Annotated in this window: 20 protein-coding genes and 1 other RNA gene; 7 read left to right on the top strand and 14 right to left on the bottom strand. The window is 71.4% G+C overall.

All coding sequences use genetic code 11. The features are described 5' to 3' along the window. Positions 1–162: 162 nt before the first annotated feature. Both AB0K10_RS01385 and mdlC read left to right on the top strand, forming a co-directional pair. The gene (locus tag AB0K10_RS01385; RefSeq protein ID WP_363678774.1) at positions 163–963 is read left to right on the top strand and encodes an S-methyl-5'-thioadenosine phosphorylase; all 801 of its coding nucleotides are present in this window, start codon (positions 163–165) and stop codon (positions 961–963) included. A gap of 142 nt (positions 964–1105) precedes the next feature. Further along, positions 1106–2701, top strand: a complete 1596-nt coding sequence (gene mdlC, locus AB0K10_RS01380; protein WP_363678772.1) for a benzoylformate decarboxylase — start codon at positions 1106–1108, stop codon at positions 2699–2701. 19 nt (positions 2702–2720) lie between these two features. Here the strand turns inward: mdlC and AB0K10_RS01375 are convergent, their stop codons facing one another. From AB0K10_RS01375 to pruA, 10 genes are all read right to left on the bottom strand, one after another. Further along, positions 2721–3683, bottom strand: coding sequence for a hypothetical protein (locus tag AB0K10_RS01375; protein ID WP_363678770.1), 963 nt, complete (start codon positions 3681–3683; stop codon positions 2721–2723). 44 nt (positions 3684–3727) lie between these two features. Continuing rightward, positions 3728–4216: a hypothetical protein gene (locus AB0K10_RS01370; protein WP_363678768.1), complete on the bottom strand. Its 489-nt coding sequence runs from the start codon at positions 4214–4216 to the stop codon at positions 3728–3730. A 141-nt stretch (positions 4217–4357) separates the two neighbouring features. Further along, complete coding sequence (locus tag AB0K10_RS01365; RefSeq protein ID WP_363678766.1) at positions 4358–4999, bottom strand: hypothetical protein; 642 nt, start codon at positions 4997–4999, stop codon at positions 4358–4360. A 150-nt stretch (positions 5000–5149) separates the two neighbouring features. Beyond that, positions 5150–5525: a transfer-messenger RNA gene (gene ssrA / locus AB0K10_RS01360) on the bottom strand. Between the two features lie 105 nt (positions 5526–5630). After that, entirely contained in the window at positions 5631–6110 is a 480-nt protein-coding gene (gene smpB, locus AB0K10_RS01355) for an SsrA-binding protein SmpB (RefSeq protein ID WP_007455863.1), read from the bottom strand. A gap of 151 nt (positions 6111–6261) precedes the next feature. Next, positions 6262–7137 carry a permease-like cell division protein FtsX gene (ftsX, locus tag AB0K10_RS01350; protein WP_363678763.1) on the bottom strand — a complete coding sequence of 292 codons (876 nt, stop codon included), beginning with the start codon at positions 7135–7137 and terminating at the stop codon, positions 6262–6264. Between the two features lie 67 nt (positions 7138–7204). After that, positions 7205–7885 (bottom strand): cell division ATP-binding protein FtsE, encoded by a 681-nt coding sequence (gene ftsE / locus AB0K10_RS01345; RefSeq protein WP_007455859.1) that lies wholly within the window; start codon positions 7883–7885, stop codon positions 7205–7207. Positions 7886–8003: 118 nt separating this feature from the next. Beyond that, entirely contained in the window at positions 8004–9125 is a 1122-nt protein-coding gene (prfB, locus tag AB0K10_RS01340) for a peptide chain release factor 2 (protein ID WP_363678761.1), read from the bottom strand. A 121-nt stretch (positions 9126–9246) separates the two neighbouring features. Then, positions 9247–9762 (bottom strand): PadR family transcriptional regulator, encoded by a 516-nt coding sequence (locus AB0K10_RS01335; protein ID WP_363678759.1) that lies wholly within the window; start codon positions 9760–9762, stop codon positions 9247–9249. 175 nt (positions 9763–9937) lie between these two features. Further along, positions 9938–11566 carry an L-glutamate gamma-semialdehyde dehydrogenase gene (gene pruA, locus AB0K10_RS01330; protein ID WP_363678757.1) on the bottom strand — a complete coding sequence of 543 codons (1629 nt, stop codon included), beginning with the start codon at positions 11564–11566 and terminating at the stop codon, positions 9938–9940. Positions 11567–12061: 495 nt separating this feature from the next. Between pruA and AB0K10_RS01325 the strand changes: the two genes are divergently transcribed. Next, positions 12062–13210 carry a hypothetical protein gene (locus tag AB0K10_RS01325; RefSeq protein WP_363678755.1) on the top strand — a complete coding sequence of 383 codons (1149 nt, stop codon included), beginning with the start codon at positions 12062–12064 and terminating at the stop codon, positions 13208–13210. A 286-nt stretch (positions 13211–13496) separates the two neighbouring features. Here AB0K10_RS01325 and AB0K10_RS01320 read toward each other — a convergent pair whose 3' ends face one another. Next, on the bottom strand, positions 13497–14006 hold the full coding sequence (locus tag AB0K10_RS01320; RefSeq protein WP_363678753.1) for a hypothetical protein: 510 nt from the start codon (positions 14004–14006) through the stop codon (positions 13497–13499). 218 nt (positions 14007–14224) lie between these two features. On the opposite strand from AB0K10_RS01320, the gene AB0K10_RS01315 reads away from it, so the two are divergent. Then, positions 14225–14452: a helix-turn-helix domain-containing protein gene (locus AB0K10_RS01315; RefSeq protein WP_363678751.1), complete on the top strand. Its 228-nt coding sequence runs from the start codon at positions 14225–14227 to the stop codon at positions 14450–14452. A 218-nt stretch (positions 14453–14670) separates the two neighbouring features. After that, entirely contained in the window at positions 14671–15252 is a 582-nt protein-coding gene (locus AB0K10_RS01310) for an Rv3235 family protein (protein ID WP_363678749.1), read from the top strand. Between the two features lie 573 nt (positions 15253–15825). On the opposite strand, the gene secA is transcribed toward AB0K10_RS01310, so the two are convergent. After that, positions 15826–18747, bottom strand: coding sequence for a preprotein translocase subunit SecA (gene secA / locus AB0K10_RS01305; protein WP_363678747.1), 2922 nt, complete (start codon positions 18745–18747; stop codon positions 15826–15828). 168 nt (positions 18748–18915) lie between these two features. Between secA and AB0K10_RS01300 the strand changes: the two genes are divergently transcribed. Both AB0K10_RS01300 and AB0K10_RS01295 read left to right on the top strand, forming a co-directional pair. Next, entirely contained in the window at positions 18916–20067 is a 1152-nt protein-coding gene (locus tag AB0K10_RS01300; RefSeq protein ID WP_363678745.1) for a GNAT family N-acetyltransferase, read from the top strand. After that, positions 20064–21176 carry a GNAT family N-acetyltransferase gene (locus tag AB0K10_RS01295; RefSeq protein WP_363678743.1) on the top strand — a complete coding sequence of 371 codons (1113 nt, stop codon included), beginning with the start codon at positions 20064–20066 and terminating at the stop codon, positions 21174–21176. Before AB0K10_RS01300 ends, AB0K10_RS01295 begins: the two co-directional genes overlap by 4 nt. Before the next feature lie 63 nt (positions 21177–21239). Here the strand turns inward: AB0K10_RS01295 and raiA are convergent, their stop codons facing one another. Both raiA and AB0K10_RS01285 read right to left on the bottom strand, forming a co-directional pair. After that, on the bottom strand, positions 21240–21872 hold the full coding sequence (raiA, locus tag AB0K10_RS01290; protein ID WP_363678740.1) for a ribosome-associated translation inhibitor RaiA: 633 nt from the start codon (positions 21870–21872) through the stop codon (positions 21240–21242). A 246-nt stretch (positions 21873–22118) separates the two neighbouring features. Next, the gene (locus AB0K10_RS01285; RefSeq protein WP_363678738.1) at positions 22119–22826 is read right to left on the bottom strand and encodes a ComF family protein; all 708 of its coding nucleotides are present in this window, start codon (positions 22824–22826) and stop codon (positions 22119–22121) included. Positions 22827–22829: the final 3 nt, after the last annotated feature.

Genomic DNA, 22829 nt, shown 5'->3' with positions numbered 1-22829 from the left:
GTCAATCGTGAGCCCGCACCCTGGATCCGTCATTCGTCGGATCCGCACGGTGCATCGGGATCAGCCGCGCTGTCAACGCCATGCCTGGCACCATAGCCTGCGTCCCCGGCGCTGGCTAAGGTCTGACCGGCGGGTGATCGGACAGTTGCGACGGAGGGCTCCATGGCACCGACGGCGGACCTCGCGGTGATCGGCGGCTCGGGCCTGTACGCCCTTCTCGACGGCACCCCTCATGAGCTGGGCACCCCTTACGGTCCACCGTCGGACGCGGTGACCATCGCGGAGGTGGCCGGGCGACGGGTCGCGTTCCTGCCCCGGCATGGTTCCGACCATCGGTATCCGCCGCACCGGATCCCGTACCGGGCCAACATGTGGGCACTGCGGTCCCTCGGCGTACGCCAGGTGCTGGCGCCGTGCGCGGTCGGTGGCCTGCGCCCGGAGCTGGGGCCGGGCACGTTCGTGGTGCCCGATCAGCTCATCGATCGGACCAGCGGGCGGGCGCAGACCTACTACGACGAGGGCGCGGTGCACGTGCCGTTCGCCGACCCGTACTGCCCACGGGGCCGACGGGCCCTGCTCGCCGCGGCGGCCTCCCGGGACGTCACGGCCGTGGACGGCGGGACGGTCGTGGTGGTCGAGGGGCCGCGCTTCTCCACCCGGGCGGAGTCCCGCTGGTTCGCGTCGATAGGCGGAACTGTCGTGAACATGACCGGCCATCCGGAGGCGGTGCTCGCCCGGGAGATGGCGCTCTGCTACTCGTCGATCGCGTTGATCACGGATCTGGACGCCGGGGTGCAGGCCGGCGAGTCGGTGACCCAGGACGAGGTGTTCCGGGTCTTCGCGGCCAACACCGAGCGCCTGCGGGACGTGCTGCTGGACGCGGTGGCCGCGCTCCCGGCCGAGCAGGACTGCGCGTGCGGCCGGGCGTTGGACGGAATCACCCTGCCCTTCAAGCTGCCCTGACCTGGGTCGTCGCGGCCCAACGGGCGGCCCGGCCCCCCTCACGGCCGGGAAACGCCCGAAAGGTCTGTCACATCCCGATAGATTCGGCTGATCGGGAGGGCGACCAGGGTCACCCCTGCCCGCGACACGGAGGCAGGTGACGATGACAACGGTCCGGGACGCGACGTACGACGTGCTCCGCACCCTCGGCATGACCACCGTCTTCGGCAACCCCGGTTCCACCGAGGAACCGTTCCTGCGGGACTTCCCCACCGACTTCCAGTACGTCCACGCGCTGCACGAGGCCACGGCGGTGGCGATGGCCGACGGGTACGCCCAGGCGGCCGGCAGGCCGGCGCACGTCAACCTGCACACCGCCCCGGGCATGGGCAACGGCATGGGCAACCTCGTCACCGCCTGGCACAACAAGACGCCCCTGATCGTCACCGCCGGCCAGCAGACCCGGGAGATGCTGCTGCTGGAGCCCCGACTGACCAGCCGTCGGGCCGTGGAGCTGCCCGAGCCGTACGTCAAGTGGAGTTACGAGCCGGTCCGCGCGCAGGACATTCCGGCGGCGCTGCTGCGGGCGTACGCGACCGCCGTGCAGCCGCCCGTCGGGCCGGTCTTCCTCTCCCTGCCGATGGACGACTGGGCCCGGCCCGCCGAGGCGCCGCCCGCGCCGCGCTCGGTGGCGACCCGCTTCGGGCCGGATCCGCAGCGGTTGGAGATGTTCGCCCGGGTGCTGGCCGACAGCCGCGATCCCGTGCTGGTGTTCGGGCCCGGCGTGGACCGTTCCGGCAGTTGGCCGGCGGCCGTCGCGTTGGCCGAGCGGCTGGGGGCACCGGTCTGGTCGGCCCCGGCACCGGAACGGGCCGTGTTCCCGGAGGATCACCCGCAGTTCCGCGGGGTCCTGCCGTTCGCCATCGGACCGCTGGCCGAGGCGCTGCGCGGCCACGACACCGTCCTGGTCGTCGGCGCCCCGGTGTTCCGCTACTACCCGCACGTGCCGGGCGACCACCTGCCCGAGGGCGCCCGCCTGTTGCACGTCACGGACGATCCGGACGAGGCAGCCCGCGCGCCCGTCGGGGACAGCCTGCTCGGCGACCCCGGGCTGACGCTCGCCGCACTGCTCGACCTCGTTCCGGCCGCCAGCCGACAGCCGCCGGCGCCCCGGGCCGTTCCGCCGCCGCCGGAGGTCACCGTCCCGCTGAGCGCCGACGCGATGTTCGCCGCCCTGGCGGCACACTGGCCGGCCGACGGCGTGCTGGTCCAGGAGTCACCGTCCAACCTGTCCGCGCTGCGCCGCCACCTGCGCATCAACCGACCGGCGTCGTACTTCACGATGGCCAGCGGCGGCCTCGGCTACGGCCTGCCGGCCGCGATCGGGGTGGCGCTGGCCGAGCGGGACACCGGACGTGGACGGCCGGTGGTGGCGGTGATCGGCGACGGCTCGTTCCACTACTCCGTACAGGCGCTGTGGACGGCCGCGCGCCTGGCGCTGCCCGTGGTGGTCGTCGTCCCGGTCAATCAGCAGTACGCGATCCTCAAGGCGTTCGCCGAGCTGAAGGACACTCCAGGGGTGCCGGGGCTGGATCTGCCGGGGCTGGACATCACCGCGATCGCGGCCGGCTACGGCTGCGCCACCGAGGTGGTGCAGACCCCCGACGAGCTCGGTGCCGCCCTCGCCTCCGGCCTGCGTGCCAAGGGACCCACGGTGCTGCCGGTGCCGATCAGCACCGACGTGCCCACGATTCTCTGAACTCGCGGGCCTGGTCGGGTCAGCGCGGGGCGAACGACAGCGGAGCGCCGGTGGCCACGTTCAGCACCGCCCGTGCCCCCAGCGGGGCGGCCAGGGTGATGGTGACCGGCTCCAGTTTGAGCTGGTCGGTGCACACTCCGGTCGAGCGGGTGACCCGCCCGCCGACCACCACCACGTCGGGCAGTTCCCGCACCAGCGGGGTGATCCCGGTGTCGCAGGCACCGACGCCGAGTCGGAAGGTCAGTCGCGCGCCGTCCACCGCCGTCAGGTCCTGGGCGGCCACCAGCCCGTCCGGCAGCGAGCGGGGCGGCCCGGTGGGCTCGGGGACCGGCGAGACCGCCGACGGCGCGACGGCGAGTTGCGCGACCGGTGTGGCCAGCTCCTCGATCGTGAACAGCCACGCCGGAACCTGCGCCTCGCCCCGGCTGGTGCGGACCGGCACGCTGGAGAGCGTCACCCCGGTGACGGTCAGCGAGCGGCAGGGGCGAGGCGCAGGTTCCGGCGTACCGGTGACCCAACCGTCCGGCCCTGGTTCGACGGTGGGGCCGCCGGGCGTCGGTCGTCCGGACCGCTTCGGTCGCTCCAGGCAGGGCATGGGGTCGTCGCGGTCGAGCTGCCGGAACGCCTCCGCCGCGCTGACCAGTGGCAGAGTCAACCGGCCGTCCGGAAACCGGATCTCGGCACCGACGCGGGTGGGCGGGATGGCGACCTGGACGCGGAACCAACCGGACCGGAAGGCAGTCTCGGTGTCGGGGGTGAAGCGCGGGTCGCCGGTGAGCACGGTCGGCCCCTGCAACGGGACGTACCCCGTGCGCCAGTCGGGGCCGGGTCGCCACGCCTCGGCGACCTCGGTGGCCCGCTGGTCGAAGGCCTCCGCGCGCGGCGCCGGCCCGGTGGGCCCGGCGGCCGGGTCACCGCCGGTCGCGGTGCAGCCCACAGTGACAAGCAGTGGAAGTACGAGCAACAGAGCCGGCCGACGCATGCCCGCTTCGACGCGTCCGTCGACATGCCGGTTCCCGCTTCGGCTCAGGTCTCGCCACCCAGATCCGTCTGGTACGCCTGCCAGAGCAGATTGGCGCCGCGCCGCCGATGCCGGGTGAGCGTCCGCAGGAGGTGACCCGTGCGGTGTCGCAGCTCGTCGGGGCTGGCCTCGGACCGCTCGGCGAGCCGCTGCACGGCCAGGACCGCCGCGACGATCGGGGCGTGCTCCCGCGTCAACAGCCGGATCCCGTGGTCGAGGCGGGGCGAGTGGGTGAGCAGCTCCCGATAGAGGCCGGCCGGCCCCTCGGTGGCCCGCACGTGCTCGGCGAAGCCCTGCCCGACCGGGTGCAGGCGGAGCAGCACGGTCTCACGCCAGCGCGGCTCGCTCGTCGCGAGGGCGACGGCCCGGGCCAGGGCGTGCAGGTCGCCGGCGAGACCGGCGGGACGCGGCTCACCGGGGAGCCCGACCACATGCGTGCGGGTGGCGGACGACCGGGCGGTGGCTGACGGCTGCTGGGCTCCACCGGTGACCATGGCACCTCCCGCACGGCTCTGCTATCCCATACCGTGATGGTGAACCCGCCCGTTCCCCCTGTCCAGGGGCGTTTCCTGCTCATCTGCCCCAGTGGTCACAGCGGTTCACTCCCGCCTCAACCGCCGCCGTCTGCGTGCCGCTCAGGCGTCCGCCAGGCGGCGCAGATCGGCGGCGACGGCGCGAGCCTCGTCACTGGGCGCCGCGCCGGGTCGACCCGCCGCGAACGCGTCGGCGAGCGCGCGCAGCTCGGACGGCGGCAGGAGGGGCAGACCCATCCCCCGCAGCGGAATGGTGATCCGCTGCCCGCTGGCCCGATCGGTGACCACGACGGCCGGCGACCGACCCGCACGGGCTGGCGAGTCGCCGTGGGGCCGGGAGTCGATGGATGCGGTGGCGAGATCGACGGTACGACTGCGCAGGGCGCCCCGCACCCGTACCCGGCTGCCCTCCAGCCACGCGGCCGTCCGGAGCACGCGCAGCACCAGATAGACACCGAGCAGGACGAACGGCAGCCCGCACAGCCCGAGGGCCGGTCCAGACCCGGCCGAGCCGCCGGACTCCCGCAGCGCGGGCGGCAGCATTCCCGGCGGCAGGTCGCGGGCCTCCTCATAGGAGGCGAATCCGTCCCCCGGGCCGGTGAGGCGGCGCAGCAGCCCGCCGGCGAGCAGGGGGACGAGAAAGAACGTCGCACCGAACGCCGCGACGAGGACTCCCGTCACCACCGCGAGCGTGCGCTGGCCGGCCGACGCGCCGACCGACAGGCGTAGCTGCTGGTTCGTCACAGCGGCAGCGTAGGCGTCGGCGACCCGCCCGCAACCCCCGGCGTCGGTGGCGGTTCGAGTCTCCCGCTGATCCGCTCGCCGTGCTTCCTCGGTCGCCCGTCGGAAACGACGATGCGCCCCGGCCGTTGGCCGGGGCGCATCGCTTCGAGGTGGTGGAGGTGCCGGGAATCGAACCCGGGTCCTTCGCCGGTTTGTCAGGGCTTCTCCGAGCGCAGCTCGCTGTGCCTCTACTCGGCCCCACCGCTCACGCGAGCAAGTTGGTGTGACGGGCCCAGTCGCTGATTGATCTCGCCGCACGGACCCCGCGACCGGGTCCGATTGGCCAGCCTTCTAGCTGATGCCGGCTACTGGGACGAAGGCGTTCCCAGGCCGACAGACTTAGCTACTCGCCTCAGGCGGCGAGAGCGAAGTCAGCGCGTTGGTTCTTGGCGCTTATAAGTTTCCGACGACCGATTCTCGAGACGACGTCGGCTTCCTCGGCTCGCTTCCCCTGTCGCTGCGTACGAAGTCGAAACCAGTCACCCCCTCGACAGGCCACCGATGTGGTGGCACTGACAAGACTAACGCCTGCCGCAACGGCTTTCATCCCGAGCCCCGGTGACGGCGCGCCGACCCGGACAAACAGGGCGAATCAGTCGTCCATGCCCTTGCCGCGTCGACCGGACACCCGGGCGATCTCCCGGTCCGCGTCGCGCTTGGCGAGGTCCTGACGCTTGTCGTACGACTTCTTGCCCTTGGCCAGCGCGATCTCGACCTTGGCCCAGCCGTCGGAGAAGTAGACCTGCAACGGGACGATGGTCAGACCGCCCTCTCGGGTCTTGCCGAGAAGCTTGTCGAGCTCGCCCCGGTTGAGCAGCAGCTTGCGCGTACGCCGGGGCTCGTGGTTGGTCCAGGTGCCCTGGGTGTACTCCGGGATGTGCATGGAGTGCAGGAACAACTCGTTGTCGCGCTCCTGGGCGAACGCGTCGACAAGCGACGCGCGCCCGGCCCGCAGCGACTTGACCTCGGTGCCGGTCAGCGCCATGCCCGCCTCGTACGTGTCGAGGATCGCGTAGTCGTGGCGGGCCTTCTTGTTGGAGGCGACCACCTTGCGCCCCTTCTCCCGTGGCATCGGCGCCACCCCCTCTCCAGAAGTCGTCCGTCGCCGGGCTCACCCCGGCCGGACAACCGATCATGCTACCCGAATGAGAAGGACCCTCCCGCGCCGTTTATTCCGGCCGCGGGAGGGTCCCGAAGTTGCGACGGGACGACCCGTACGCTGCCTAGACCCGCAGGTAGAAGCGCAGGGTGATCCAGGCGGTGCCGGCGCTGACCAGGCCACCGACGCCGGCCATCAGCGGGAAGATGAACAGGATGTCACCCCAGCTGATCGGCGACAGCAGGCCCTGCAACGCCTTGAGCGATCCGTCGAAGAGCAGATACTTCGCCGCCACCAGGGCCACCAGGCCGAGCAGTGAGCCGATCAGGCCGGCCACCACCGCCTCCAGCACGAACGGTGCCTGGATGAACCAGTTGGACGCGCCGACCAGCTTCATGACCGCCACCTCACGCCGCTTGCTGTACGCGGCGACCTGGATGGTGTTGGCCACCAGGAGCAGTGCGGCGATGGCCATCACGATCGCGGCGGCCAGGGCGATGTTCTGGATCGCGGTGAGGACGTCGAAGATCTTGTCGAGCAGTCGACTCTGGTCGACGATCTCGTCGACACCCTCGGTGTCCTTGTACTGGTCGTAGATGTTCTTGTACTGCTCCGGGTTGTTCAGCTTGAGCCGGAACGACTCGGGCAGCTGGTCCGGCTTGACGGCGTTGACCAGGTCCGGCGCGTCCTGGTACATCTCCTGGAACTTCTTGTACGCCTCGTCCTTGTTGACGTAGATGACTTCCTTGACCAGGGGGTCGCTCTTCAGCTTGGCGTCCAGGTCGGTGCGCTGCTGCTCGCTCACCTCCTGGCTCAGGAAGATCGAGACCTCGATGTTCTTGTAGTAGAGGTCCTTCATGTCGTCAACCTGGCGGTACATGAGACCGCTGGCGCCGAGCATGGTCAGCGAGACCGCCATCGTGATGATCATCGCGATGGTCATGGTCACGTTGCGCCACAGTCCGACCAGTACCTCGGACAGGACGTATTTCACGCGCATCGGGATTTCCTCCGGGTCTCCGGCATGAAGTGTTCGTCGTCAGGCTGCGCAGGGGTGGAGCGCCGGCTCACCCGTAGACGCCGCGGGCCTGGTCACGCACGATGCGGCCGCTCTCGATCTCGATGACCCGGCGGCGCATCTGGTTCACGATGTTGGAGTCGTGGGTGACCATCACGACGGTCGTGCCGGTGCGGTTGATCCGGTCCAGCAGGCGCATGATCTCGATCGAGGTGTCCGGGTCCAGGTTTCCGGTGGGCTCGTCCGCCAGCAGGATCAGCGGACGGTTCACGAACGCCCGGGCGACGGCGACCCGCTGCTGCTCACCACCGGAGAGCTCGTGCGGGTAGCGGTGCTCCTTGCCACCGAGCCCGACCAGCTCCAGCACCTCCGGCACGACCCGGCGGGCAACCGCCTTGGTCTTGCCGATCACCTCGAGGGCGAACGCCACGTTCTCGTACGCGGTGCGGTTCGGCAGCAGCCGGAAGTCCTGGAAGACGCAGCCGATCGAACGCCGGAAGTGGGGTCGCTTCCAGGAGCGCATCGACGTGACGTCCTTGCTGTTGACGATGACCCGCCCCTTGTTGGGGGTGACCTCGTGCAGCAGCATCTTGATGATTGTGGACTTGCCGGAGCCGGATGGACCGATGAAGAAGACGAACTCGCCCTTCTCGATCGAGACGGACACGTTGTCGAGCGAAGGCCGGGACGCCTTCGGGTACGTCTTCGTCACTTGCTCAAGCTGAATCACGGGTCGTGAGTCTACGCGGTGTAACAACTGAGCCAAGCCCCACGCCCCGCGGAAGAGGCGCGCGTCGTCGAATCAGGCCCTCACCTGGAGATCGACGACGCGCTCCGCCCGCGAGCCGTCACGCACCGTCGCCGGCGAGCTGCCGCTGCTTACGCCAACGGATGCCAGCCTCGATGAAACCGTCCAACTCGCCGTCGAAGACCGCGCTCGGATTGCCGGTCTCCTGCTCGGTTCGGAGATCCTTCACCATCTGATACGGGTGCAGGACGTAGGAGCGCATCTGGTCGCCCCACGAACCGGCCGCGTTCTCCTTCAGGCCCTCCAGCTTGGCCTGCTCCTCCTGGCGCTTGCGCTCCAGCAGCCGGGCCTGGAGCACCCGCAGCGCGGAGGCCTTGTTCTGTAGCTGGGACTTCTCGTTCTGGCAGGTCACCACGATGCCGGTCGGGATGTGGGTGAGCCGGACCGCCGAGTCGGTGGTGTTGACGCTCTGCCCACCCGGCCCGGAGGAGCGGTAGACGTCGACGCGTACCTCGTTCTCCGGGATGTCGATGTGGTCGGTCTGCTCGGTCACCGGCAGCACCTCCACGCCCGCGAAGCTGGTCTGCCGGCGGCCCTGGTTGTCGAACGGGCTGATCCGGACCAGCCGGTGGGTGCCCGACTCGACACTGAGCGTGCCGTACGCGTAGGGCACCTTCACCGCGAAGGTGGCCGACTTCAGGCCCGCCTCCTCGGCGTACGAGGTCTCGTAGACCTCGGTCGGGTAGCCGTGCCGCTCGGCCCAGCGCAGGTACATGCGCAGCAGCATCTCGGCGAAGTCCGCCGCGTCCACGCCACCGGCGCCGGCCCGGATGGCGACCAGCGCCTCCCGGGAGTCGTACTCGCCGGAGAGCAGGGTGCGGACCTCCATCTCCTGGATGGACTTGGTCAGGCTGGTGATCTCCGCCTCGACCTCGGTCAGCACGCCCGGGTCGGCCTCGGCCTCGGCCAACTCCAGCAGCACCCGCGCGTCGTCGAGCTGGGAGCGCAGACTGCCCAGCTTGCTGATCTCGCCGTTGACGTACGACAGCTGCGAGGTCACCTGCTGCGCCTTGGCCTGGTCGTCCCACAGGTCGGGGGCGGACGCCTCCTGCTCCAGGCGGGCCTTGTCCTCGTGGAGTCGGTCGAGGTTGAGGACGGCCTCGATGTTTCGCAGGGTCGCGTCGAGTTCCTTGAGCTGTTCGGCGTAATCGGCAGCGGTCACGACAGATAAGCGTACTGCGCAGGCGAGGAGTGAGCTTGCGAGCCCCGCAGGCCGACGCCAAATTGACGCTGCGCCGTTGCAGGCTGCTCAGCTCGTTGCCGGTGGGCGAACCCGCCCGGCGTCACCCGACGGGGGCGGACTTCAGCCAGGACAGGGCCGCCCGGTGGTAGGCGACCGCGAACTCCAGCGCGCTGGCGTCGTACGTCTCGCCGTCCCGTTTGGCGTTCTTGACCTGTTCGCGTACCTGAGCGAGGGCCTCGGTGTGGTATTCGTTGGCCGAGGCGTACAGGCTCTTGAGCTGGCTGGACGAGTGCAGGTTGCCGAAGGCCATCCGGAGCGCGATCGGGTTGCGGATGGTGTCCCGCCCCGGGTTCTCCGCCAACCAGCGGGAAAATGTCCGTTTCCCGCTGGCGGTGAGCGCGTACGGCTGGCTCATGCGGGGGCCCGGCTTGCCGAGCCGCACGTAACCTCGCTCGGCCAGCACCGGCAACTCGCGGTAGACCTGACTGCGGGTCATCGACCAGTACGGCGCCAGACGGCGCTCAGCGGCGGCCATCAACTGACCGCCTGTCATCGGGCCCTCATGGAGGAGCCCGAGAAGGGCCGCCGCCGTAGGGTTGACTCCGGAATCCGCCATGCCCGTTACGCTGCCACTTTGCGCTGCCGGCGTCCAGGATTTGGCAGTTTGCCACCCGACAGGACTTCCTAAGTGCACTGTCGGCGACAGACTGTCCGTTGAGGACTATCGATGGATTGCGGCCCTTGGCCGACCGCCGGCGGCGCGGAACACGCCGCCGGCGGGTCGCCGCAGGTCAGCCCATGTGGGGGTACGTGTGGTCGGTCGGCGGCACGAAGGTCTCCTTGATCGTCCGCGGCGACACCCAGCGGACCAGGTTGAGCCAGGAGCCCGCCTTGTCGTTGGTGCCGCTGGCCCGGGCACCACCGAACGGCTGCTGCCCGACCACCGCGCCGGTCGGCTTGTCGTTGATGTAGAAGTTGCCTGCCGCGTACCGCATGCGCTCGCCGACCGCGTCGATGACCCGGCGGTCGGTGGCGAACACCGACCCGGTCAGCGCGTACGGGGCGATCGACTCGGCCTGCGTGACCACCTCGTCGAAGCGCGCGTCGTCGAACACGTGCACGCCCAGGATCGGCCCGAAGTACTCGGTGGTGAAGGTCTCGTGGGCGGCGTCGCCGCACTCGAAGAGCGTCGGCCGGACGAAGTAGCCGACCGAGTCGTCGGCCGTGCCACCGGCGAGGACCCGGCAGCTGTCGTCACCGGCGATCAGCTCCAGCGCCGCAGTGTGCCTGGCGAACGCCTTGTCGTCGATCACCGCGCCACCGAAGTTGCCGAAGTCGGCCACGTCGCCGTAGGTGAGCGAGTCGGCGGTGGCGGCCAGGCGGTCGCGCAGGCCACCCTCCCAGAGCGAGCGCGGCACGTACGCCCGTGAGGCGGCCGAGCACTTCTGGCCCTGGTACTCGTACGCGCCACGGATCAGCGCGGTGTGCAGGGCGTCCACGTCGGCGCTCGTGTGCGCGACCACGAAGTCCTTGCCGCCGGTCTCCCCGACCAGACGCGGGTAGCCCCGGTAGCGGGCGATGTTGTCACCGACGGTCCGCCACAACTGCTGGAAGACCTTTGTCGAGCCGGTGAAGTGGATGCCGGCCAGATCCGGGTCGGCGAGCACCACGTCGGAGACCTCCTCGCCCCGACCGGTGACCATGTTGATCACGCCGGGCGGCAGGCCGGCGGCCTCGAACAACCGCATGGTGAAGTGCGCGGCGAACTGCTGGGTGGGACCCGGCTTCCAGATCACCGTGTTGCCGAGCAGCGCCGGCGCCGACGGCAGGTTGCCGGCGATGGCCGTGAAGTTGAACGGGGTGACCGCGTAGACGAAGCCCTCCAGCGGGCGGTGGTCGAAGCGGTTCCACACACCGGGCGAGGACGCCGGCTGCTCTTCCAGCAGGCGGCGGGCGAAGTGCACGTTGAACCGGAGGAAGTCGATGAACTCGCAGGCCGCGTCGATCTCCGCCTGGATGGCGGTCTTCGACTGGCCGAGCATCGTGGCGGCGTTGAGGGTGTCGCGCCAGGGACCGGCGAGCAGCTCGGCTGCGCGTAGGAAGATCGCGGCGCGCTCCTCGAACGGCAGCGCCCGCCACATCGGAGCGGCGTCCTTGGCAGCCTTGATCGCGGCGCGGGCGTCGTCGTGGGTGGCGTGCGCGGTCACGCCGAGCACGTGGGCGTGCTTGTGCGGCTGCACCACGTTGATCGGGTCGCCGGCCGCCATCCGCTGCTCGCCGCCGATGGTCATCGGCAGGTCGACGCGCTCGGCAGCCAGCTCGGTCAGCCGCCGCTGGAGCCGCTCCCGGTCTCCGCTGCCCGGCTCATAGTTGCGAACCGGCTCGTTGCGCGGCTCGGGTACGGAGAACACGGCATCCATCAAGGCTCCTGGCGATCTCGACAGCGGTGGCGAAACCGGACCCGCGGGCACCGACCGGACGGCCGGACACCGGACGCCGCGCGGGAGGGCCGAGCAGCGGCGGGACCTCCCACGATTCTTTCATGCGGGGGTGCTGGACTCGCCTCCACCACCACCCGGACGCGAAGGACCGGCCGACGTTTCTCTCCTTACCGCTCGCCGGGGTGGGGGTGGGGCGACAGTCCTCGGCTCCGGGACATGGCCGCGGTGGTGGGGCTGGGGCGACCGTCCCCGGCTCCGGGCGGTCAGGCTTGATCCCTCCGCCGGGGACGCTCGCCCCAGCCCCGACGTTGGTCGCGGTCCGTGGGCCCGATGCGCTGCGCCGGGGTACGGCATTGGGGTACAGATGGTCGACTGGTAGCCCTCCCGACTCAGGGGGTGCGGCTCGTTCGGTGGGGGTCGCGGTGGTCCGCGTACCCTGAATGGTCGGTGACCTGGCGCCTCGAAGGGGAGACGATGACCAAGCAGCCCGGCCGCGTCCCAGCCGCGGATTCGGACCAGCCGGCGGTCGACGCGGCCACCCCCAGCGGGCGGCCGGTGCCCGCGCCCGGCGCGGCCGTGCTCGCGCTGCTGGCGCTCGGCTGGCTGGCCGCCATGTTGTGGTCGACCCGGGAGGCCATCACCTCGGCGGCGGCCGGCATCACCGCGATCAGCCTCTCCGCCTTCGCCCTGCCCGGTGTGATCTCGGCCGCGCTGGTGGCCGGGGCCGCCACCGCCCTGGCCGGCGGCAACCTGTTGACCAGGCGGTACGGCGACGGGGCGACCCTGCGCTTCGTCGGCGCGATCGGCGCGGGGATGGTGGTCGGGCTGGCCGCCGCGCTGGCGATCAACCTGACGTACTTCGACACCTCGACGACCAACGTGATCGCCGGCACCACCGCGGCCGCCGCGATCATCGGCGGTGCGATCGCCGGCGCGCGAACGGCCCCGGCGGTCGGCGCGGTGGTGACCGCCGCGCTGGGCGCGCTGGTCTTCGTGGTGGCGTTCAGTCGCGCCCGGGACCCGCTGTTCGACCTCTTCGGCGCGGGCGACAGTCAGCAGTCGCTTGTCGACGCCGCCAAGTGGGTGTCGCGCACCGAGTCGCTCATCGCCGGGCTGCTGGCCGGGCTGCTCGCCTTCGGCTACCTCACCTGGGCACGACGGCGAGCGCTGCGCCGGGATCCGCTGACGCCCACGCTGCGCTGGCCGGCCTACCTGCTCGCCGGCGCCGGGCCGGGGCTGCTCCTGCTCCTCGCCGAGGTGATCATCCGGATCGGCGGCCGGTCGCTGCTGGACCTGGCCAGCGCGCTCAGCGAAGCGGACGCGGTGGCCCAGACCTCGCTGGGCACCTCGCGGGTGGACAACGGCATCTGGATGCTTTTCGTGGGGGCGCTGACCGCGCTCATCGCGTTCGGTCGCACGCTCGGCCCGACGCACATCGACGACGACCCCGTCGTGGCCGACGACCCCAGCGCCGCACCGTCAGCGACGGGGAACGCGACTGGGGCCGGGACCGGGACCGGGACCGGGGCCGGGACCGGGACCGGGACCGGGGCGGACGAGCCGGAGACGACCGCTCGCGACACCGTTGATGTCGACCCGGCACGAGCCGACCCGGCTCGCTGACCTCTACCGCCTTGCCCGACCACAGTCGGTCGGTGGTCCGGTACCGGCCTGTCTGCGCGTCTCAGCAACGAGGGCCGGCCTACGGGGCATTTCGGTCTGCCCGATCACCGAGGGGCTGCCCGGCCGCTGCCGGCCCGGCCTGCTGGCCGCTGCCGGCTCGGCGGCCCACGGCCGGCTCGGCGGCCCACGGCCGGCTCGGCGGCCCACGGCCGGCTCGGCGGCCACGGCCGGCTCGGCGGCCACGGCCGGCTCGGCGGCCACGGCCGGCTCGGCGGCCACGGCGGGCTCAGTCGGTGGCGTGCAGCAGCAGGTCCAGCTCCGTCACGTCGTACCACTCCAGCTCGTGATCCTCGGCGCCGTCGACGGTGAACTGCGCGTCCGGATCGCCGGCAGCGGCCTCGGCCACCACCTCGGCGGCGGCGGCCACCTCCTCGACGGCGTCCGCGCCGTCCACGTGGATAGCCGCGACGGCGCCCACCGGCACGGTGTCCGCCAACGTCACCGTGCTGGAACCCAGCTCACCGTCGCCACGACCGAGCGCGCCGGACGGCAGGTCGACCGAGACGACCACGCGGCGGCGGGGCGCGGCCGGATCGGCCCTGAGTAGGTGCAGCGCGTCCTGGGCAGCCCGGGTGAACGCGACGTACTCCAACTCCTCCTCGTCACCCTCCGCGTACCACTCGCGCAACGCGGGCGTCACCGCGTGCGCCCGGTCGGCGGTCAACCCCTGCTCACGCAGGCGGGACAGCATGGGTACGGTCGCCGGCACGTACACCCGGACAAGCTCGTCGGTCACCGGTCGTCTCCCCGCTCGGTCGTGTGTCGGCGGCAGCCGGCACGGGCGCAGATCATGCCGCACGCCGTGACCGTCATACACCCCGCCTCCGGCCGGTGGAAGTTTCCCGCCGGTGTGTCCGGCCAACGGTTGGCCCGCCGTCGAGCCGGGTGGATGCTGGGCGGTGCGCTCTGTCGATGGCAAACTGAGGCAAACGACGTCAACCCCTGGAGTTTCCGGTGGAGCCGAGGTTCCTGCTGCTCTCCGACGTGGCCGCCGAGCTGAACGTGTCGGACTCGCAGGTGTACCACATGGTCCGCAGCGGAGAGCTGCCGGCGATCAAGATCGGCGGACGCGGCCAGTGGCGGGTCGAGCGCGCCCGGCTGGAGGAGTACATCGCGCAGAAGTACACCGAAACCGCCGACTGGGTACGCGGTAACCCCCTGCTGGACCGCGACCCGGAGTAGGCCGGCACCAACCGAGCGTGCAGCCTCCGTGATCCACTCCGGTTCGCCGAAATGGGGGTGTCCGACCCGCTTGGATACCCCGATGTCGGCGAACTCGAGTGGATCACGTTGGTGGGCGACGCGTTCGACGCGGAGGGCATTGACCGAGGCCGTTATAACGCGCAGAATGAGGCAGTCGAAGGCAAACGAAAGCAAACGCAAGATCAAAGGGAGCAGCGATGAGCGAACGGCGACCCGGTCCCTTCCGGCCACCTGTGCGCCTGCGCCCCGTCCCGCCCATCGATCCGCCGTATCCCGACGAGACGTACTGGCCGGGGTCGACCGATGGGCAGCTCGCCCTCGACCTGTTCGCCTCGACACGGCCGGATCCGGTGCGGCCGGCGGAGCGTCGAACGACCCCACGACGGACGCCCTCGCGGCCGGCCAGTCACCCGGGTGCGCCGCTGCCACCGGCGACCGCCCCGGAGGCGACCCGGGCCGCGCACCGCTTCGTCGGCACCTGCCTGGAGGTGGCCAACGGCTACCGCTCGCCGGCCCAGGTACGCCCACTACTCGACCCGGGCCGGGCCGTCGAACTGCTCACCGAGCTCGCCCGGGCGACCGGCCGGGCCGGTCCGGTCCGCCGTCGGGCGGCGCGGCCGGCTCTGCGGCTGCTTCGGCTGCGCGTCTGCGAGCCCGCGGACGCCGCAGTGGAGGCGGCCGCCGTGGTGAGTGGCAACGGTGGTCGAAGCTGGGCCATGGCGCTGCGCCTGGAGCACCGGCGGGGCCGCTGGCTGTGCACGGCCCTGCACGTGCTCTGACCACCCACGGAAGCCCGATCGGCCACCGTCCCGACGCTGGGCGTAGCCACGCGGCTGACGCATGCCCAAGCGGTGACGCTCCAGGCCGGACACGCGCTCGCGATCCGCGCGCGCTCGCCGCAGCGTTGGCGCTCGCCGTACAGTGCCCGTCGCGGCGTTGGCGCTCGCCGCAGCGCGCCCGTCGCAGCGCGGGCGCTCGCCGCAGAGCGGGCGCCCACCGCAGCGCGCCCGTCGCAGCGCGGACGCTCGCCGGGCGCGGACGCTCGCCGGGGCGCCCTCGCGGAGCTTGCCCACGTTGATCGACTCGGCTTTCAGGAAGACGCGGTATCAACCCGCCGCTGACCCCCCAACTTCCAAGAAACCGAGATGATCTTCGCCCGGCCACGGGTGACCTGATCACCGGGCGCCCGGCCCACGGGCGACCCGGCCCACGGGGCGCCAGGCGGCGGGACACCGGACGCCGGGACGGCGGGCGCCAGGGCTCCAGGCGCCGGACGTGGCTCGGGGTGCGGGAATGGAGACGCCGATGGGCCCCGGCCTCGTCGGCCAGGGCCCATCGGGACGTGCGATCGGTCAGTTGCCGCCGTTGGGGGCACCGTGGCAGCGCTTGTACTTGCGGCCCGAGCCACACGGGCACGGCGCGTTGCGGGAGGGGCCGGCGTCGGCCTGGTTGGGGACCGGCCGTCGGGACCCGGCGGTCGGGAGCGTCGGGCCACGCAGCCCGGAGGCCGGCCGCTGCGGGGCGGACGGTGCGTTCTGCCCGGGTGCCGCCGGCGTGCCCTGGGGCGGCCGGCCCACACCGAGCGCCGGTGCCTGCTGCTGCTCCTGCTCGATGCTGACGGCGCCGGGGCTGGCTTCACCGTCGATCGTCGGCGCCGAATACTGCAGGCCCCGCCGCTGCGGCGAGCGGTCGATACCCTTGGCGCGGATCTCCACCGGCTTGTCGAGCAGCGTGACCTCTTCCGAGTCGGCCGCCGGCTCCGGCTCGGTGACCTGGACGTCCACGTTGTAGAGGAAACCGACGGTCTCCTCCTTGATGCCTTCCATCATCGTGGCGAACATGTCGAAGCCCTCGCGCTGGTACTCCACCACCGGGTCGCGCTGGGCGTACGCCCGGAGGTTGATGCCCTCCTGGAGGTAGTCCATCTCGTAGAGGTGCTCGCGCCACTTGCGGTCGATGACCTGGAGCAGCACCATCCGCTCGAGCTGGCGTACGCCGTCCTCGCCGAGCTCCTCCTCGCGCCGGTCGTACGCGGCGTTGGCGTCGTCCTTGAGGCGGGAGACCAGGAAGTCCGCGTCCATGCCGGCCCGGGAACCGCCGGCCTCCTCCTCCAGCTCCTCGATCGTCACGCCGACCGGGTAGAGCTGCTTGAGGCTGGACCAGAGCTGCTCCAGGTCCCAGTCCTCGCCGTAGCCCTCGGAGGTGGCACCTCGCACGTACGCCTCGACGGTGTCGTCGATCATGTTGCGGACCTGCTCGGACAGGTCCTCGCCGTTGAGCACCCGCAACCGCTCGGCGTAGACGACCTGGCGCTGCTTGTTGAGCACCTCGTCGTACTTCAGAACGTTCTTGCGGATCTCGGCGTTCTGGCCCTCGATCTGGGCCTGGGCGCTCTTGATCTGGCGGGTGACCATCTTCGACTCGATGGGCACGTCCTCCGGGATGTTGAAGCGCTCCATCACCGCCTCGACCGCGCCGGCCCGGAAGCGCCGCATCAGCTCGTCCTGCAGGGACAGGTAGAAGCGGGACTCGCCCGGGTCGCCCTGCCGGCCGGCGCGACCGCGCAGCTGGTTGTCGATCCGGCGGGACTCGTGCCGCTCGGTGCCCAGCACGTACAGGCCACCGGCGGCGGCGACCTCGTCCGCCTCGGCGTCGCAGGCCTGCTTCCAGGTGGGCAGGACCTCCTCCATCGCCTTGGCGTAGTCCTCCTCGTTCTCCAGCGGGTCGAGACCACGCTGGCGCAGCTCGTTGGCCGCGAGGAACTCGGGGTTGCCGCCGAGCAGGATGTCGGTGCCGCGGCCGGCCATGTTGGTGGCCACGGTGACCGCGCCCTTGCGCCCGGCCTGGGCGACAATCTCGGCCTCCCGGGCGTGGAACTTGGCGTTCAGCACGTTGTGCGGGATGCCGCGCCGGCGCAGCAACTGGGAGAGGATCTCCGAGTTTTCCACCGAGACGGTGCCGACCAGCACCGGCTGGCCCAGCTGGTGCCGCTCGGCGATGTCCTCGATGACGGCGTTGAACTTGGCCTTCTCGGTCTTGTAGATGACGTCCGGCCGGTCCTCGCGGACCATCGGGCGGTGCGTCGGGATGCTCACGACGCCGACCTTGTAGACCTTGTTGAACTCGCTCGCCTCGGTCTGCGCCGTACCGGTCATCCCGGACAGCTTGTTGTAGAGGCGGAAGTAGTTCTGGAGGGTGATGGTGGCCAGGGTCTGGTTCTCCTGCTTGATCTCCACCCCCTCCTTGGCCTCGATCGCCTGGTGCATGCCCTCGTTGTAGCGACGGCCGTGCAGGATGCGACCGGTGAACTCGTCGACGATCAGGACCTCACCGTCGCTGACGATGTAGTCCTTGTCGCGCTTGTAGAGCTCCTTGGCCTTGATGGCGTTGTTGAGGTAGCCGACCAGCGGAGTGTTCACCGACTCGTACAGGTTGTCGATGCCGAGCCGGTCCTCGACCTTGGCGACGCCGCGCTCGGTGACCGCGATGGTGCGCTTGGAGTGGTCGACCTCGTAGTCGCCCTCGCCGTCGGTGCCGGGCTGGAGCCGGGCCACGACGCCTGCGAACTCGCCGTACCAGCGGGCCGAGTGCTCGGCCGGGCCGGAGATGATCAGCGGGGTGCGCGCCTCGTCGATCAGGATGGAGTCGACCTCGTCGACCACCGCGAAGTTGTGGCCCCGCTGGACCAGCTCGTCCTTCGACCAGGCCATGTTGTCGCGCAGGTAGTCGAAGCCGAACTCGTTGTTGGTGCCGTAGGTGATGTCGCACTCGTAGGCGGCCTTGTGCTCGATGGCCGGCCGGTTGGGCAGCACCACACCGACTGTCAACCCGAGGAACTCGTGCACGCGACCCATCCAGGCCGCGTCGCGCTGGGCGAGGTAGTCGTTGACGGTGACCACGTGCACGCCGTCGCCGGAGAGCGCGTTGAGGTAGACGGCCATGACCGAGGTCAGCGTCTTGCCCTCACCGGTCTTCATCTCGGCGATGTTGCCGAAGTGCAGTGCGGCGCCGCCCATCACCTGGACGTCGTACGGCCGTTGGCCGAGCACCCGGGCGGCCGCCTCGCGGGCCACCGCGAACGCCTCCGGCAGCAGGTCGTCGAGGGTCTCACCGTCGGCGAGCCGCTCCCGGAACTGCTCGGTCATGCCGCGCAGCTCCTCGTCGGTGAGGTTGACGTAGTCGTCCTCGATCGAGCTGACGGCGGCGGCGATGGCCTTGAGCCGGCGCACCATGCGGCCCTCGCCCGCATTAAGGACCTTTTCCAGAATCGACACGGATCAACGCTCCCCTAGACAGTCTCGAACCATCGTAGGCGCAACATCGGCGCGATGGTCACTGGTGGCGGCGGTCCGCTCCGCCGAACCCGACATAACTCGCGCACGGGATGCGCCCGGGACGTTATCCGGTTACGCCTTCGGCGAACGTTCCGGCACGATGCACGGGTGGAACCTGTGGAGATCGTCGAAGACGGCGTGCTGCTGCGACCCTGGCGGGAGGCCGACGCCGACGGCGTACACCGTGCCTGCCAGGATCGGGACATTCAGCGTTGGACCACCGTACCGCGCCCATACCTTCGCGAACACGCCCACGGTTTCGTCACCGAGCTGAGCGCGCGGGCCTGGGCGGAGGGCACCGGGGCGCCGTTCGCGGTCTGCGACGCGGCCACCGGCGAGCTGCTCGGCTCGTGCGGGCTGATCTCCATCGATCGTGCCGGCACCGGTGAGATCGGCTACTGGACGGCCCCCTGGGCACGCGGGCGGGGCGTAACCGTCCGGGCCACCCGGGCGGTCGCCCGCTGGTCCTTCGAGAAGCTGGGGCTGCGCCGGCTGCTCTGGCAGGCCGAGGTGGGTAATCACGCCTCCCGGCTGGTCGCGCTGCGGGCCGGGTTCCGGATCGACGGCCGGGTCCGGTCGGCCGAGACCGCGCCGCACAACGGCGCGGACACCTGGATCGGCTCGCTGCTGCCCGGCGAGGTGCCCGAACCCGGAGCGACCGCGCCGGCCGGCGCGGGCACCCTGGCCGCTCGCCGGGCCGCCGTCTTCGGCCGCCCACAGCCGACCCTGTTCGCCACCTCGGCGACCGGTGAGCTGCGACTGCGGCCGATGGAGGAGCGGGATCTGGATGCTGTGGTGCAGACCTGCCGGGACCCGGAGTCGATCCGGTGGACCACCATCCCGGATCCGTACGACCGCGCGGACGCGCAGGGGTACCGGGCCTTCGGCCAGAACAACTGGGCCCGGGGGGACGCCGCCTGCTTCGTGATCGCCGATCCGGACGACAGGTACGTCGGCTCCCTGGACCTACGGCTCTCCCCCGCCGACCCGCTGCTCGCAGACGTGGGCTTCATGACCGCCCCGCCGGCCCGGGGCCGGGGGTACATGCCGGCCGCCCTGGTCGCGCTGGCCGCCTGGGGATTCACCACGCTGGGCCTGGCCCGGATCGAGTGGAAGGCGAACGTGGGCAACACCGCGTCCCGGCGTGCCGCCGAGAAGGCGGGCTTCACGTTCGAGGGGACCGCCCGAGGCGGCGTCCAGCACCGGGGTGAACGGGTCGACACGTGGGTGGCAGCGCTGCTCGCCGGGGATCTGTCATGAACCCGCAGCAGGTCGTCGAGGCGCACGGGGTGCGGCTGCGGCCGTTTGCGGCCGGCGACATCGCGGACCTGGTCGAGGGCTGCGCGGACCCGCTCAGCCAACGGTTCGTGTCCAGCATGCCGGCCCCGTACACCGAGGTCGACGCCCACTGGTGGGTCGAGGCCGGCGCACCGGCGGTCTGGGCCGGCGGCGGCGCCGCGTACGCCATCGCGGACCCGACCACCGACCGGCTGCTCGGCGGGGCCGGGTTGAGCAACCCGATGCCCGGCCGGAGCCAGGCGGAGATCGGCTACTGGCTGCGGCCGGCGGCGCGGGGACGCGGGGTGGCCACGGCCGCGACCCGCGCGTTGAGCGAACACGCCTTCGACGCCGGCACGCTCCGGCTGGAGCTGCTCACCGAGCCGGACAACGCGGCCAGCCAGCGGGTCGCGCTGGCCGCCGGTTTCCGCTACGAGGGCCTGCGGCGGTCGGGCGGGCAGCGCCGGGACGGCGGCCGGCACGATCTGCTTACCTGGGTACGCCTCGCCGACGACCCACCCGGCCCGACGGCCCGGCTGCTGCCCGACCTGCCCGACGGGGTGCTCACCGATCAGGTGGTGGCGTTGCGCCGCCTCGCGCCGGACGACGCGGAGATGATGTACGGACTGCACAGCCGGCCGGAGGTGGTCGCCAACCAGGCCCCGCCGGTGCCGCCGACGCGGGAGTCGATCGAGCGGCGCTGCCGGCTGGCGGAGAGCGCGTGGCTGACCGGTGACATCGCCCGGCTGCTGATCGTCGACGTGGCGAGCGGCGAGCCGGCGGGCAGTTGCGGCCTGTCGTACACGGAGGTGAGCAGCGGTGAGGGCTCGATCGGCTACGCGCTGCTGCCCGAGTGGCGGGGGCGCGGGTACGCCACCCGTGCGGTGCGGCTGCTCGCCGGCTGGGCGTTCGGCCCGGCCGGTTTCGCCCGGCTGACCGCAGGCACCGTGCCGGAGAACACCGCCTCGCACCGCGTGCTGGAGCGGGTCGGCTTCCAGCGTGAGGCCCTGCAACGTGGTCGCCTGCCCGGTCTGGCGGGCGCTCGCCTCGACGACCTGGCGTTCGCCCTCCTGCCGGCCGAGGTGCGCTGACGACGCACGGGGTTGCGGCGGTCGCCCGCCACAACCCCGTGCTCGACGCGGGTCAGGGACACCTCACGTGTCGAGGGAGATGATGCCGTAGTCGTAGGCGTGGCGTCGGTAGACGACGCTGGGGCGGCCGGTTTCCTTGTCCTGGAACAGGTAGAAGTCGTGGCCGACAAGCTCCATCTGGAACAGGGCGTCGTCGATCGTCATGGGCTCCGCCGGGTGCACCTTCTCCCGGGCGATGTGCCACGGCTGGTCCTGCTCGTCCTCGACCCGTTCCGCGACGGCGGTGCCGGCGCGAGCACCCGCGCCCGACGCGGACAGCGGGGCGGCCACCAGGTCCGTGACCGGCAGGTCGGCGGTGGCGGCGGCGACGGAGATCGGGGCGTGCCGACCACGGTGTACGCGGCGGCGGTCCGCCGCGCGGCGCAGCCGGGTGTCGAGCTTCGCGATGGCGGCGTCGAGCGCGCTGTAGAAATCGTTCGTGCAGGCCTCGGCCCGAATCACCGGGCCGCGGGAAACGCACGTGATCTCCACCCGCTGGCAGTGATCGGCCTGGCGCGGATTGCGCTCGTGAAACAGCTCGACATCGATGCGGATAATCTTGTGGTCGTAGCGTTCGACCTTGGCGAGTTTCTCGGCTACGTGTACCCGGTAATGGTCCGGCACTTCGACGTTGCGGCCCTTGACCACGATGTCCACGTGACCTCCCTTGTTCGGACGTCTTCGATCCGGTTTTCCCGGTCGCGCGCCGTGGGGAGACCCGCTGGCGTCGACCGGTTGGTACGGCTACGCCTCCTCTCACCGCCGGGGGCGGGATGGAACGACCTCCTACCCCGGACAGCGAAACGCTAACTCCTGTTCGCCCGGCAGTCACCCCATGTCGCCAAGACCGCCCAGAATTTTTCGCACCTCATACACCAATGGGTGAAACGGAAACACTGTCGGTTACAAGTGGTGTCTTTTCTCGGTCGCGGCGAGCACCGCGGCGACACCGGGTGGCCAGCCGCTCGCGGTCAGCACCCGGGTCGCCGCGGCCAGGGTCACGCCTGTGGTGACGATGTCGTCCAGCAGCACCACGACGGGTGCGCCGCCCGCCCGGCCACGCCCACCCGACGCGCCGGCGCGCGGTCGGAACGCCGCCTCGGCCGCCGCGGCGCGGCCCGCGCTGTCCAGCGTCACCGAGTCCGGTCGGGGCAGCGCGCGCAGCGGACGGCGTACCCGCGCCGGCCAGCCGCCCCGACGGAGCCGGCTCGCGCAGTGCCGAGCCAACCGGTCCAGGTGGTCGCCGTAGCGGGCTCGGGCCGCCGCGGCGGTGTCGGGCACGGGCACCAGCTCCAGCGGGCGGACCTCGCCGACCGCCGACACGACCACCTCGGCCAACAGCGCGCCCAACGGACGGGCCAGACCGTGCCGGCCGTGCTCCTTGTACGCCAGCAGGGCCTCCCGCAGCGGACCGGCGTACGGGCCGAGGGCGACGCAGGGCGGGAGCCCCGGCGGGGCGGGAGTGGGACGGACCGGCCGGGGACGCAGCACGCCCAGCGCCGTCACGCAGGCGGGGCAGAACCCGTGCCGCAGGACGGGGTGACGCTCCCGGCAACCGGCGCAGTCCGCGGGGAGAACCAGGTCGGCGAGATCCGCCCAGAGCCCGCGCACGGC

The organism is Micromonospora sp. NPDC049274, from assembly GCF_040678875.1.
Classification (GTDB): Bacteria; Actinomycetota; Actinomycetes; order Mycobacteriales; family Micromonosporaceae; genus Micromonospora.
Note: the sequence above shows the minus strand (reverse complement) of the source record. Positions and strands in the feature narration are given on the sequence as shown.